At 48.8% G+C, this 12772-nt stretch carries 12 protein-coding genes; 10 read left to right on the forward strand and 2 right to left on the reverse strand.

The annotated features are described in order from the left end of the window. Nucleotides 1-104: 104 nt before the first annotated feature. Nucleotides 105-530, forward strand: coding sequence for a hypothetical protein (locus ACE3MQ_RS04715; protein WP_379391856.1), 426 nt, complete (start codon nucleotides 105-107; stop codon nucleotides 528-530). Nucleotides 531-633: 103 nt separating this feature from the next. Here ACE3MQ_RS04715 and ACE3MQ_RS04720 read toward each other — a convergent pair whose 3' ends face one another. Beyond that, a complete protein-coding gene (locus ACE3MQ_RS04720) occupies nucleotides 634-981 on the reverse strand; it encodes a helix-turn-helix domain-containing protein (RefSeq protein WP_379391157.1) in 348 nt (115 codons plus the stop codon). 171 nt (nucleotides 982-1152) lie between these two features. On the opposite strand from ACE3MQ_RS04720, the gene ACE3MQ_RS04725 reads away from it, so the two are divergent. Both ACE3MQ_RS04725 and ACE3MQ_RS04730 read left to right on the forward strand, forming a co-directional pair. Further along, entirely contained in the window at nucleotides 1153-2031 is an 879-nt protein-coding gene (locus tag ACE3MQ_RS04725; RefSeq protein ID WP_379391159.1) for a glycosyltransferase family 2 protein, read from the forward strand. Nucleotides 2032-2189: 158 nt separating this feature from the next. Continuing rightward, nucleotides 2190-3059: an SDR family oxidoreductase gene (locus ACE3MQ_RS04730; RefSeq protein ID WP_379391161.1), complete on the forward strand. Its 870-nt coding sequence runs from the start codon at nucleotides 2190-2192 to the stop codon at nucleotides 3057-3059. A 115-nt stretch (nucleotides 3060-3174) separates the two neighbouring features. On the opposite strand, the gene yfbR is transcribed toward ACE3MQ_RS04730, so the two are convergent. Further along, nucleotides 3175-3798 carry a 5'-deoxynucleotidase gene (gene yfbR / locus ACE3MQ_RS04735; protein WP_379391163.1) on the reverse strand — a complete coding sequence of 208 codons (624 nt, stop codon included), beginning with the start codon at nucleotides 3796-3798 and terminating at the stop codon, nucleotides 3175-3177. A 165-nt stretch (nucleotides 3799-3963) separates the two neighbouring features. On the opposite strand from yfbR, the gene ACE3MQ_RS04740 reads away from it, so the two are divergent. From ACE3MQ_RS04740 to ACE3MQ_RS04770, 7 genes are all read left to right on the forward strand, one after another. Further along, nucleotides 3964-5508, forward strand: coding sequence for a fumarate hydratase (locus ACE3MQ_RS04740; protein ID WP_379391165.1), 1545 nt, complete (start codon nucleotides 3964-3966; stop codon nucleotides 5506-5508). A 2-nt stretch (nucleotides 5509-5510) separates the two neighbouring features. Then, nucleotides 5511-7307, forward strand: coding sequence for a two-component system histidine kinase PnpS (pnpS, locus tag ACE3MQ_RS04745; protein WP_379391167.1), 1797 nt, complete (start codon nucleotides 5511-5513; stop codon nucleotides 7305-7307). Between the two features lie 167 nt (nucleotides 7308-7474). Further along, nucleotides 7475-8218, forward strand: a complete 744-nt coding sequence (locus tag ACE3MQ_RS04750; protein ID WP_379391169.1) for a response regulator transcription factor — start codon at nucleotides 7475-7477, stop codon at nucleotides 8216-8218. A 176-nt stretch (nucleotides 8219-8394) separates the two neighbouring features. After that, on the forward strand, nucleotides 8395-8610 hold the full coding sequence (locus tag ACE3MQ_RS04755) for a heavy-metal-associated domain-containing protein (RefSeq protein ID WP_379391171.1): 216 nt from the start codon (nucleotides 8395-8397) through the stop codon (nucleotides 8608-8610). Nucleotides 8611-8644: 34 nt separating this feature from the next. Next, complete coding sequence (locus ACE3MQ_RS04760; RefSeq protein ID WP_379391173.1) at nucleotides 8645-10504, forward strand: heavy metal translocating P-type ATPase; 1860 nt, start codon at nucleotides 8645-8647, stop codon at nucleotides 10502-10504. Nucleotide 10505: 1 nt separating this feature from the next. After that, a complete protein-coding gene (locus ACE3MQ_RS04765) occupies nucleotides 10506-11204 on the forward strand; it encodes a Crp/Fnr family transcriptional regulator (protein WP_379391175.1) in 699 nt (232 codons plus the stop codon). A gap of 237 nt (nucleotides 11205-11441) precedes the next feature. Beyond that, a complete protein-coding gene (locus tag ACE3MQ_RS04770) occupies nucleotides 11442-12620 on the forward strand; it encodes a methyl-accepting chemotaxis protein (RefSeq protein WP_379391177.1) in 1179 nt (392 codons plus the stop codon). The last annotated feature ends 152 nt before the right edge of the window (nucleotides 12621-12772 follow it).

Here is a 12772-nt window from a genome sequence, read left to right on the forward strand (position 1 = left end):
CCGTAATAGCGATAAACGTTGTTCTTCTTTTTGCCGGCAGCTATAATAGATCTTATATAGTAATCAATTTAATTGACAAATGGAAGGCGGTTTGTAATATGGTTATGTTTCAGGTTATGCTTTTTCTTCACATCATCGGTGCGCTGGCGCTCGGCTTTTACTTAGTTTTGCCGTTTGTATTTGGAGCGGTAGGCAAATTGTCCCTGGCAGCCCAAGAAGGAACGCTCTCAGCGGTTAAATCATTAAATCGTTTTGCTCAAATCGGATTAGTGATTCAGCTATTGACCGGAGGCTACTTGATCGGAAAAGGTGACTATTCCGTGCTATGGATGATCGTGGTAGTTGTCCTCTTCCTGGCTATCGGCGCGCTTGGCGGAATTATGGCCAAACCGTTGAAGCTGGCGATCGGGGGCATCCGTGATAATAAGAATATTTCGACAGAGACTGCAAAGCTCCGTACTTTAAGTTCGCTGCTCTCCGTCAGCGTAATCCTCATCACCTTCTTGATGGTATTTTCAACGATTATTTAATAAACAATGAAACTAAAATAAAATGAAAACCTCTGCTTTTCGAATTTTCGAAGAGCAGAGGTTTTTTTTTATGCAACGGCGAACTTAATAAGTATGGGGAACATCAGGAGTCTTGGTCATTTTGTATATCGTCCAAGTGAGTAAATATCATCTTGATCGTATCCAGCGCTAACTGCTTCTCTTTCGGTGAACGGTGAATCATAATCTGATTGATTTGATTCAGGAAATGGTCGTCATTGATTTCAATGGAATCGTGAAGCAGGTAATCGACGGTAACACCTAGTTGATTAGCTAGTTTAACAAGAGTTTCTAACGATAAGCTCCTTTCGCCCCGCTCAATTTGACCTATGTACGCATCGGAAACTTCAATCTTCTCTGCAAGCTTTTCCTGGGTCAAATGCATTTTATGACGTTCCTGGCGCAGCCTTTTGCCCAATGATCTGTAATCCATAACACCCCTCCTGTAATTAACCATAGTGAGTATGAGAGGCAAAGATAATATACTATTAGTTTTGTTTGTCTTTACTCCAAGTGTTAAATGGGTTAATATGTAATCAATGATTATTTTTTTCTCAATTTCCATTCGTTATTTTTATTATTTCCATTTATAAGGAGAGAAATCATGTCTGCTCAACCTATTCTTGTATCCGTCATTATTTCGGTGCAGAACGAAGGAATTGATTTACAGACAACGCTGGAGTCCATGAAGGTATCCCGGGTCGATTATCATTACGAAGTGATTATTGTTGACGAGGGCTCTGTGGACGGCTGTTGTGATTTTCTGATGCATTATAAATTTGATATGCCGCTTCGCAAATTAAGGGCACAGAGCGGGATGTCCTCCCGACAGCTGGGTGCTTCCCACGCATTAGGCAAGTATTTAATCTTTTGCAGCCCTAGGCTTTATTTTGAAGATGGATGGATGGAGGCCTTGCTGGAGCCGATTCAGCAGGGCGAGGCGGATTGTACTACGCCTGCATTTATGGCTCAAGGCCGTCCGGAAAATCTACCGAGGTGCGAGTATCCGCCGGGTGGCTTGTTCGCATCGATTTATAATTTTCCTGCCGTATCAGAGCAGGGCGAAATTCCGTGGCTTTCCTGGGATTGCTTTGCCATGAGCAGGCAAACCTTGCAGGAGCTGGGGGGAATCGAGAGCAGTTTTCATACGAAAGAAATAGAGACTGCGGAGCTTTCCCTCAGGGCTTGGCTGCTTGGGCGCGTATGCTATTACGTCCCTCATGTATGTCTGACACTGGTCTTCAGACATAATTATCCGCCGGATGAGCGGGCCGATTATTGGGGCAGCGACGTGATCACCTTTACCCGTATGCATTTCGAGGAGGAGGTCATTGCTGAGACTCGCGAGCTTGTGTTGGCTTGTGACGGGGAACAGTTCATCAGCTTTGCTCGTGAAGATCTTGCTGAATTTAGGAAGAAATTCCTGAGAATTCGCAAATATGACCCTGTATGGCTTGCAAATCGTTTTGGCATTATGCTGTAATTCATGCAAATTTGTTTAAGCCTCTGCTTGTTGTGGTAATTTCCAATTGACTAAGCCCTTGACCTGTATGATTTGCAGGAAGGCGGATAAGCCGAGGGACAAGGGTTATTCTAACAAGGTAAGGAAATGAATACACAGGCGAGGAAGGAGAATGCAGCATGTCAGGAAGTGGACAAAGTAAGCAAACCATGCCTCCACAGCATCAGAACCAGCGGCCCGGAATCGAGGAGGAAATGAATCCGCGCCCGAAGTATGAAGGAACCTATAAAGCAGCGGGCAAACTAGAAGGCAAGGTTGCGTTAATAACGGGCGGAGACAGCGGGATTGGCCGTGCTGTGGCCGTTGCCTATGCCAAAGAGGGCGCTGACGTAGCTATCGTATATTTAAACGAAAACGAGGATGCAAAGCAGACGAAGCAAGAGGTCGAGCAGGAGGGGCGGAAGTGTGTGCTCATTTCCGGCGATTTGGGAAACGAATCGTTCGCGAAGCAGGCGGTGCAGGAGACGGTGGATCAACTAGGCGGACTGGATATCCTGATCAACAATGCCGCAGAGCAGCATCCGCAGGAGGAGATTACCGACATTACGGCTGAACAACTGGAGAAGACATTCCGGACGAACATTTTTGCGATGTTCTTTGTGACGCAGGCTGCGATGCCTCATTTGAAGAAGGGCAGTGCGATTATTAACACGGCTTCTGTAACGGCATACCGGGGCAATCCGCAGCTGATCGACTACTCGGCGACGAAAGGGGCGATCGTCAGCTTTACGCGGGCTCTCTCGATGAATATCGTCGGCAAGAAAGGGATTCGCGTAAATGCTGTGGCACCCGGCCCGATCTGGACGCCGCTCATTCCTTCTACCTTCGATAAGGAGCAGGTAGCTCAGTTCGGTGGAAATACACCGATGCAGCGTCCGGGTCAGCCGGAGGAGCTGGCTCCAGCATACGTGTTCCTGGGTTGTGATGATTCGTCGTACATTAGCGGACAAGTGCTGCATATCAACGGTGGAGAGATCGTGAACGGATAGCAGGCCTTGTCACTCCGTATGGGAGTAAGATTGAAATAAGGTGCGTAGAAGCGAAAATCGCTCTCAAGGTAGCCGCTGCAAGAAGCAGCTGTTGATCCTTGGAGCGATTTTTTTGTTATTTCATAGGAGGTGTATTTTGCTCGGACAGCTCATCGAGCGTCATGTCAAAGCTGGGGGCCAAATGCTCAAGGAAATATTCAACCTCCGGAAGCTCCAAGCGGTTCAGCTTCTCTAGTAGCTGATCCCTGGCTACGGCAAACTCACGGTTGCCTGATGTGAGTTCCCAGGCGCATTTCAGATAAGCGTCCAGGCTATCGGCTGCTTTAACATATTTTAGCAGCTCGGCATCCTCTATATTATCGCTTGCATGATTGCCTGGGGATAATAATGGACCATACTTATGCTGCAGCTCTGGAGGTACCATGGACAGAAGGCGTTCTGCTGCGATTTCCTCCATCTCGCGAAAGTTGGACAGCAAGCGTGGATTATGGTGCTTAACGGGCGTCGGGATGTCGCCGGTAAATACTTCTGTTGCATCATGAAATAAAGCCAGCGTTGCCGCACGATCAGAATTCAAACTCCGTCCATACAGGCTGTTGCCTATTTCACAGAGCAGATGAGTCAATAAGGCCACGTGGAAGGAATGCTCGGCTACATTCTCGGTAGCCGTGCTGCGCATTAGGCTCCAGCGCTTGATGGAGCGCAGTCGATACATATAAGCGGAGAAATGAAAATTCATCAGTGAGTTACCTCTCTTCTTGACGAGCAAATTTGAACAGAATATGTCAACCTGTCACTATGTTTATGTTATTATAAGACTAATGAACAGGTTAATCCAACAGTAAGATTCGCGGCAATTTTGTGTCAAGTAGTTACTCGAAGACAAGAGAGGGGATCTTGGATTATGCGGCAGTTTGAACAAAGCGTATATGAGCTCATTGTGGAGACTTCAACGAATTTGCCCGGAGACGTGCGGCGGGCGGTGAAACGGGGAACCCTAGCGGAAAATCAGGCCACGAGAGCAGGACTGGCTCTATCTACTATTAAAACGAATATCAAGATGGCTGAGGAGCAAATATCGCCGATTTGTCAGGATACGGGCATGCCTACCTTTATTGTGCATACCCCCGTCGGTGCGAACCAAATCGAAATGAAAAAAGGGATTCTGGCAGCCATACAGCGGGCGACCAAAGAGGGCAAGCTCCGTCCTAACTCGGTTGATTCGCTGACAGGAGAGAACAGCGGGGATAATTTGGGGCCGGGAACGCCTGTCATCCATTTTGAGCAATGGGAAGAGAATGTCGTGGATATTCGGCTTATTCTGAAAGGCGGCGGCTGCGAGAATAAGAACATTCAATACAGCCTTCCGACCGAACTAGAGGCTTTAGGAAGGGCAGGACGTGACCTGGATGGCATTCGCAAATGTATTCTGCATGCGATCTATCAAGCTCAGGGCCAAGGGTGCAGCGCTGGATTCATCGGAGTAGGCATAGGCGGAGACCGAACAACGGGATACGAGCTGGCGAAGCAGCAGTTGTTCCGGTCAACCGAGGACGTGAACCCGGTGGAGGAACTCCGTCAATTGGAAGAATACATTATGGATAATGCGAACAAGCTGGGCATCGGAACGATGGGCTTCGGCGGAGAAGTGACGCTGCTTGGCTGCAAAATCGGTGCTGCGAATCGTCTTCCTGCAAGCTTCTTCGTATCAGTCGCTTACAATTGCTGGGCATTTAGAAGGCAAGGCATAGCTATTGATCCGGCTAGCGGTGAAATTATGAATTGGCTGTACGAGCGCGGGTCAGAGGTGGCGATAGAGGATAACGAGTCAGCCGTTGCAGCGGCAGCCGAGGCGGCTCCCAAGGCGAACCAGGAGGTAATCCTGCATACTCCGGTTACGGAAGAGCAGATTCGAAGCCTACGGGTCGGAGATGTCGTCGTCATCAAGGGAGAAATGCACACGGGCCGTGATGCCCTTCATAAATATTTGATGGATCACGATGCTCCGGTTGATTTGAACGGCGCGGTTATTTATCACTGCGGGCCGGTTATGTTGAAGGATGAGCAAGGCTGGCATGTCAAGGCTGCCGGGCCAACGACGAGTATTCGCGAGGAGCCTTATCAAGGCGATATTATTAAAAAATTCGGAATTCGCGCGGTAATCGGCAAAGGGGGCATGGGCAAGAAAACGCTCGCGGCGCTGAAGGAGCATGGCGGCGTTTATTTGAATGCCATCGGCGGGGCAGCGCAATATTACGCTGAATGCATTAAGAAGGTAAACGGCGTGGATTTCATGGAATTCGGCATTCCTGAAGCGATGTGGCATTTGGAGGTAGACGGCTTTGCTGCCATTGTGACGATGGATTCGCATGGCGAAAGCCTGCACGAGGATGTTGAGAAATCCTCGCTAGAGAAGCTGGCGGCATTCAAAGAGCCGGTATTTAAATAAGCATGAAGACGTTTCGGACACGGCTAACGCTCATATTGATGAGCTTGATCGGAATATCCATGCTCGCTGCGGGACTATCCATGGTTCAGGTTTTCAAGGATTCGCATATTCGGGCATTGGAAGAGAATCTGGTTCGGGAAATCAGTTTATTGGAATATACCTTCCCATTTCGTCCTCTTGATAACAGCCCGCAAGTCGTGGAATATTATACCCGGGAAGCGAAGGAGCTGGAGCAGCGCATCAATTCCCGCGTTACCTTCATCGATTTGAACGGGCAAGTGGTTGGAGATTCAGAGAAGAATGCAGCTGACATGGACAATCACTTGAATCGGGAGGAAATTTTGTCCGCGTCGCAAGGCGAGTTTGGAAGTATTATCCGACATAGCGAGACACTGGATGAAGACATGCTGTATGTCGCGCATAAGGTATATTCGGACGAGGGCTTCGATGGTTATATTCGCTTATCGATGAGCCTAAACGCCATTGATGAGGGGATGAACAGAGGCTGGGCCTGGATGGCCGGGGGGCTCGTCATTCTATTTCTAGCGGCAGCGCTTCTTAGCTATCGCATAGCAGGAGGTCTGACGAAGCCGCTGGAGCATATTACGAGGGTAGCCAATCGAATCTCCGGACTGGATTACGACGCGCGCGTAAAGCTGCAGCGCAAGGATGAGATCGGCCAGTTGGCCTCTGCCATTAACGGAATGGCGGACAGCCTGCAGCAGCAGCTGAAGTGGATCAGGGACAATGAGGATTTGATGCAAAGCGTCCTGGCGAATATGACCGGAGGAATTGTGATGGTGGATGCCGGAGATCATATTGCCCTCGTGAACCGAGAGGCAGAGCGGATTCTGCATATGAGAGGGGATCAGCTCTTAGGCAAGCCTTATTCGGTTCTGAAGCGGAATTATGAATTCATGAAATTTATGGAAGAAGGCATTCGGCATAAGGAATATTTGCAGGAAGAACGCAATGTGTACGATCCTGAGGAGAGGACGCTCCATTTTGACGGCGTTCCGGTGAGCGAAGATGACGGGGATTACCGGGGGATGCTGTTCTTGCTGCAGGATGTGACCGATATTCGCCGGCTGGAAAGGATGCGCAGTGAATTCGTTGCGAATGTATCCCATGAGCTGAAGACGCCGATCGCAGCCGTGAAAGGCTTTGCCGAGACATTGTTGGCCGGGGGCGTTAAGGATACAGAGACGATGCGCTCCTTCCTGCAAATAATTTATGATGAGGCGGATCGATTAAATCGCTTGATCGGGGACATCCTTGAATTATCCAAAATTGAATCCAAGCGCGTTCCCTTGGAATATGCGCCGATCCATCTGAAGGAGCTGCTCGACAGTGTCGTCGAGGTGCTCCTTCCAGCAGCGAACAAGAAATCCATTGTCTTGTTGCAGGAAATCCCCGAGCATTTATTTATCGAGGGAGATGAGGATCGGCTGCGGCAAATCTTCTTGAACCTCATATCCAATGCGATCAGCTATACGCTCGAAGGCGGAAGAGTGAGAGTGACCGCCGAGGTTCTGAACGAAGGCGGGGAGCATGAGATGATCCGATTTACGGTCAGCGATACCGGAATCGGTATACCGAAGAAGGATCTGCCGCGGATCTTTGAACGTTTTTACAGGGTGGATAAGGCCCGTTCCCGCGGGTCAGGCGGTACAGGGCTGGGGCTATCCATCGTGAAGCATCTAGTGGATCTGCATCGGGGAACGATTCGGGTAGAAAGCAAAGTAGGTGAAGGAACCTCCTTCATCCTTGAGCTTCCATTGATGCATCCTATAGATTGATTAACAATACGGAATAGAAATTGCATGAAATGAAAAATGTGGATTAAAAATTTAGAACAATGTGAAAATTACTGAAAATTTTACACCGCGTTAACAATGCCATGATATGCTGGGCTTGTCATGATTCGTCGACATCCATTATGCTTGACAAGAAAATGGGGGGTACTATGACGCAACGGCTATTAGTTATTGAGGATGAGCCAACGCTCTCGCGACTTCTGTCTTATAACTTAACGAGTGAAGGTTATGAGGTCGTAGTTGAAGAGCATGGACAATCTGGATTGGAAACGGCATTGAAGAACGAATTTAATTTGATATTGCTGGATTTGATGCTGCCCGGCATGAACGGGTTTGAAATCATGTCCAGGCTTCGGAATGAAGGTGTAAAGACGCCCGTTATTATGCTGACGGCCAAGAATGCAGAAGAGGAAGTCGTTCAAGGCTTGAAGTCCGGGGCAGATGATTATATTACTAAGCCCTTCGGCGTCGCTGAACTGTTGGCCCGCGTAGCTGCAGTGCTGAGAAGATCGTCGGGGGTAGAGGAGCCGGATAAGAAGTCGTTGCCGCAAGAGGTTGGCTCACAAATTACGTTGGGCGATCTGGTCATTTACCCGGAGAAGTATGAAGTGACTTTAGGGAACGAGCAGATCACCCTTCGACCGAAGGAATTTGAGGTTCTGCTGTATTTGGCTCGCAAGCCGGGAGTAGTTATGACGCGGGATGATTTGATGAATGCCGTGTGGGGATTCGACTACATCGGCGGACAAAGAACCGTGGATGTGCATGTGAGCTCGCTGCGGAAGAAGCTGGAGCTTGACCCGGGGTCGGTGTATATCGATTCCATTCGCGGAGTCGGGTATAAGCTCGTCGTAAATAAGAAGAGAGCATCGACCATTTCGAATGAGTTGTAGAATATTAAAGGATACAAAGGATGACTTCTGATCAATCAGGGTCATTTTTTTTTGAGAAGCGCCAATTGGCGCTTTTCTTTTTTTTGACCTAGGTCAAAGTGATCGCGGCGGGCCTCAAATATAATTAAATCAAGAAGTTAAATAATTATCCAAATAGCAAATAGGAGGTTATCCAAATGACAACAAAATTGTACCAGCTAGAGACGGTATCCTGCCCGAGCTGCATCGCCAAAATCGAGAAAATGCTCCAGAAGACACAAGGGGTGCACTCCTCGGAGGTATTATTCAACAGCTCGCGCGTGCGCGTATCTTTTGATGAACGGGAAATAGAATCAGAAAGGATTAGGAGTCTAATCGAAAAGCTCGGATATAAAGTGATAGGGGAAAAGTAAGCAGGGCATTAAATTTGTAAAGGGGGAACCCATCATGTATCCGCTCAAGATAAAACAGAACCACCGGGTAATTGTGGCGAGTATCCTTGTAACGGTATCTTTTATATTAAATAAATCATTGGAATATGCCTGGATAACGATTATGGTGATGGCAGCTTCTACGCTCATTGCTGGGGTTCCCATCATCGTGAATGCGGTCAGGGCTTTAAGGTACTGGATCGTCGGCATTGATGCTCTAGTGACTATAGCCGTCATCGGGGCATGGTTCATCGGTGAATATTGGGAAGCGGCAGCCGTAACCTTTTTGTTTATGATAGGCAATTATCTAGAATCGAGAACTATCGAAAAAACAAGATCCTCGATCCAAGCTCTGCTTGAATTGGCTCCCGATACAGCAACCGTTCGCAGGGACGGTCGGGAAGTTGCTGTAAGCCCGGAGGAGGTGATCCAGGGAGATTTGGTCATCGTGAAGCCTGGCGAGAAAATTTCCATAGATGGTACAATTGTAGAAGGCTCGGCTTATATTAATCAGTCTGCCATTACGGGCGAGTCGCTTTCGGTCAGCAAGGCCGCAAGTGATATCGTCTACTCGGGGACGATCGTCGAATCAGGTTATCTCCTGATCCGAGCCGACAAAGTAGGGGAAGACACGACATTTGCAAAAATATTGGAGTTAGTGGAGGAGGCGCAGGACAAAAAGGCCCAGACACAAAAGTTCCTGGAGAAGTTCTCCAGGTACTATACTCCGCTCGTCATCTTGCTTGCTGTCCTATTATATGCTGTGACCCGTGATATCGTCATGTCTTTAACGCTGCTCGTCATCGCCTGTCCTGGTGCATTGGTCATTTCAGCCCCCGTCTCAATCGTGGCTGGTATTGGCAATGGGGCTAGGCAGGGGGTGCTTTTTAAGGGCGGAGAGATGTTAGAGAAATTAAGCTCGGTTAAAGTCGTTGCCTTTGATAAGACGGGAACATTGACCAAAGGCAAGCCTGAGGTTACGCGGATCAAGGCGTATGGAATGACGGGGGAGGAGCTGCTGAAAATAGCGGCTGTTGGAGAAACCTATTCCGAGCATCCGCTGGCCAAGGCGATCGTAAGCCATGCCGAAATACAGCTGGGTACGATCCATGAAATGCCGGCAGAGGTGAACCATATCCCAGGACAAGGCCTATCGTTTATTTTTGAGGATAAATGGTTTCTAATGGGAAATAGAAAGCTGTTTGCGTCCTGGAAAATTCAGCTTGACGCCTACGAATCTTATTTGGCCGAGGAGGAGGAACTGGGACAGACCGCGGTGATTATCGGAGATAAGCACGGTGTGTTAGGGGTTATCTCCATCGCTGATCAGGTTCGAGAGGATGCTAAGGAAGCTGTCCATCATTTAAAATCGTTAGGAATTCACCGGGTAGTCATGCTGACAGGGGATAATCCAAGGGCAGCCAAGGCAATTTCGAGCCAATTGGGCATTGACGAAACCTATAGTGAATTATTGCCGCAGGATAAAGTCAGAGTCCTGAAGGAGCTGCAGGACAAGTATGGAAGCATAGCTATGGTAGGAGACGGAGTAAACGATGCACCGGCCTTGGCCTCTGCGGATTTAGGCATTGCGATGGGAGGGACGGGCAGTGACGTGGCTATGGAAACCGGGGACGTGGTGCTCATGTCGGGGAAGGTCAGCAGGCTGGCCTATGCCCTGGGTTTAAGCCGGGCTACGGTGAGGAATATGAAGCAGAATATTTATTTTGCTATCCTGGTTGCTGTTCTTTTGTTAGGAGGAGTGCTCGTTAAGACCGTCAATTTGTCCTATGGCATGCTCATTCATGAGGTATCCGTGCTGCTGGTCGTTGTAAATGCTATTAGATTAAGAGGTTACGGAAAAGCGAGGAGGGGATAAAATGAACTGTCATTGCCAGCTATCCGATGCCGGCCATTGCGTAGAGAAGGTACCGATCTTCAACAGCTTGTCCGGGGAAGAGCTCGAGGAAATTGCCGCTATAACGACGGCGAAATCTTATGATAAAGGCGAGATGATTTATTTAGCCGGAGATCCAGGGGATAAGCTGTTCGTGATCCACAGCGGGCAGGCGAAAATCGCTCGGCTCAGCCCGACTGGAAGAGAGCAGGTTATTCGAATATTGGAGCCCGGGCAATTTATGGGGGAGCTGTCCTTATTCAACTCCGTGCCCAGGGCGGATTATGCGGAAGCTGTTAAGGCGTCCACCCTGTGCATGATTGAAGGCGACAAGCTGAAGGAACTAATGGCCGCTTATCCGTCCATCGCTTTTAAAATCATGGAGGAACTGAGCCGGCGACTGCATCGGGCCGAGCAATTGATTGAGAACATCAATCTGCATTCCGTGGAGCAGCGGCTGGCTCAGGTTTTATTGCACATGTCAGAGGGAAAACGTGAAGTCTTGCTGAATATGAGCAAGGGCGATTTCGCATCACAGCTGGGCATGAGTCAGGAGACTTTAAGCCGAAAGCTCTCCTCCTTCCAGGAGGAGCAGCTTATTAAGCTGATTGGACATCGGAAGATTATCATACTCGACCCTGAGCGGCTGGCAGAATTCATGGCTGATCCCTCATCAAACTGATCACGTTCCCATCGGAGCTGAACTGAGCTGAGCTTCACCCGCCAACCTCATTGTTTAGCTACAAGCGCTAGAGGAATAACTTGGCTGCATATTCTGAAAAAACGCCTAAAGTTTGTTGTTTTGTAAAACATTTAACATAGGCCCAAAGTGCCGTTGACACCCCCTTAACAAAACTCAACTATGATTCAGTCAGACAGATAATCATGAAGAGTATGTATGGATTAGGGAGTGGTGAGTATGGTTAATCAGGCCGTCGCCGAGCGGGAAGTTGTGGCAGCGGATCGCGGTACTGCTGTAGTCTTTGTGAAGGATGACAAGCAAAATACGCCATCTGTAGTCTTGAGAGATCGCGGTAGTGCGGTGAAGACAGAATTCTACTGTAGAACTGTGCCGATGACGGTTCCTGAAGAATCATGCCTCGGTGTGCTGAGACTATTTCGGGACGACGTGAATATTCCGTGCGTTATTGTGTGCGACCATTCGAATAGGCCGATCGGCCTGTTGATGCGGGATACCTTCTATCGTCAACTTGCCGGGCGTTTTGCCGCCGATTTATTCTACGAGAGGCCGGCCTTGATGTTCGCGGAGAAATCCCCGTTAATCACGGAGATAACGACATCGCCAAGGCAGCTCATCGATGCGGCTCTAAGCCGGGAGGGTGCTGTGTTTTACGATAGCTTGATTCTTACGGAGCAAGGGAAGTTCAAAGGAATCATGACCGTTCAGGATCTGATGCTGATGTCGAGGGAGCTGCAGCGTGAGGCGGATCAAATTCGGGAAGCGATTGTGAGTGAAAGTCATGACCGAGTGCTTGAAATCGATCGCTCGGTCAAAGAAGTGTCGATCATTTCAGAGCGAACCTTACGGCAATCGGAGGAGATGAGCGAATTTGCGACAGCTGGCCGGACTGAGCTTGAGGCGGTGCAAGCCTCGTTTAGCCGCGTGCTATCCATGACGAAGTCGCAGGCGGAGCAAGTGTCGTCTTTGCTTCATCATGCAAGCAACATATCGTCTATAGCGGCTTCAATACGGGAATTGGCTGATCGCAGCAGTTTACTGGCGATGAATGCCTCGATTGAAGCGGCTCATGCCGGGGAGCATGGCCGAGGATTTGCTGTCGTTGCCAGTGAGATTAGGAAGCTGGCGCTGCAAACGAAGCAATTTTCGGATGATATCGGTTCAACCCTTGATATTGTCAGCGGGCTTGTAAGACAAACGGCGGATGCTTCATCCTTGACGACACAGGAGATGCAGCTCAGTCACGATCGGGTGAGCAGTGCAGACCAAACGTTTAAAATGCTCGTTGAATCGGTGCGAAGCGTAGAAACAAGGGGACGGGATATGTTCCAGACAGCAGGAAACGCAGCCCAAAAGACAGAGATTGTACTGCAGGAGCTAGGACAATTGTCCGGTTAGCACTAAGCGGACTCTAAGCTAATGCGTTAATGCGCGGGAAACATATTTTACATTGCGTTTACATTTCAGGGCAATATCTTTTACATAGTGAAGGTAAAATGGTTTTATGTCTAAAGTTTGATACACACTAATAACTGACCCAAAGGTTGTTG

This window comes from Paenibacillus lentus (genome assembly GCF_042714055.1).
GTDB classification, from domain to species: domain Bacteria; phylum Bacillota; class Bacilli; order Paenibacillales; family Paenibacillaceae; genus Fontibacillus; species Fontibacillus lentus_A.

Coding starts and splice junctions, on each gene's coding strand:
- ACE3MQ_RS04715 (WP_379391856.1), top strand. CDS start 105: ATGTTTCAGGTTATGCTTTTTCTTCACATCATCGGTGCGCTGGCGCTC.
- ACE3MQ_RS04720 (WP_379391157.1), bottom strand. CDS start 981: ATGGATTACAGATCATTGGGCAAAAGGCTGCGCCAGGAACGTCATAAA.
- ACE3MQ_RS04725 (WP_379391159.1), top strand. CDS start 1,153: ATGTCTGCTCAACCTATTCTTGTATCCGTCATTATTTCGGTGCAGAAC.
- ACE3MQ_RS04730 (WP_379391161.1), top strand. CDS start 2,190: ATGTCAGGAAGTGGACAAAGTAAGCAAACCATGCCTCCACAGCATCAG.
- yfbR (WP_379391163.1), bottom strand. CDS start 3,798: ATGAATTTTCATTTCTCCGCTTATATGTATCGACTGCGCTCCATCAAG.
- ACE3MQ_RS04740 (WP_379391165.1), top strand. CDS start 3,964: ATGCGGCAGTTTGAACAAAGCGTATATGAGCTCATTGTGGAGACTTCA.
- pnpS (WP_379391167.1), top strand. CDS start 5,511: ATGAAGACGTTTCGGACACGGCTAACGCTCATATTGATGAGCTTGATC.
- ACE3MQ_RS04750 (WP_379391169.1), top strand. CDS start 7,475: ATGACGCAACGGCTATTAGTTATTGAGGATGAGCCAACGCTCTCGCGA.
- ACE3MQ_RS04755 (WP_379391171.1), top strand. CDS start 8,395: ATGACAACAAAATTGTACCAGCTAGAGACGGTATCCTGCCCGAGCTGC.
- ACE3MQ_RS04760 (WP_379391173.1), top strand. CDS start 8,645: ATGTATCCGCTCAAGATAAAACAGAACCACCGGGTAATTGTGGCGAGT.
- ACE3MQ_RS04765 (WP_379391175.1), top strand. CDS start 10,506: ATGAACTGTCATTGCCAGCTATCCGATGCCGGCCATTGCGTAGAGAAG.
- ACE3MQ_RS04770 (WP_379391177.1), top strand. CDS start 11,442: ATGGTTAATCAGGCCGTCGCCGAGCGGGAAGTTGTGGCAGCGGATCGC.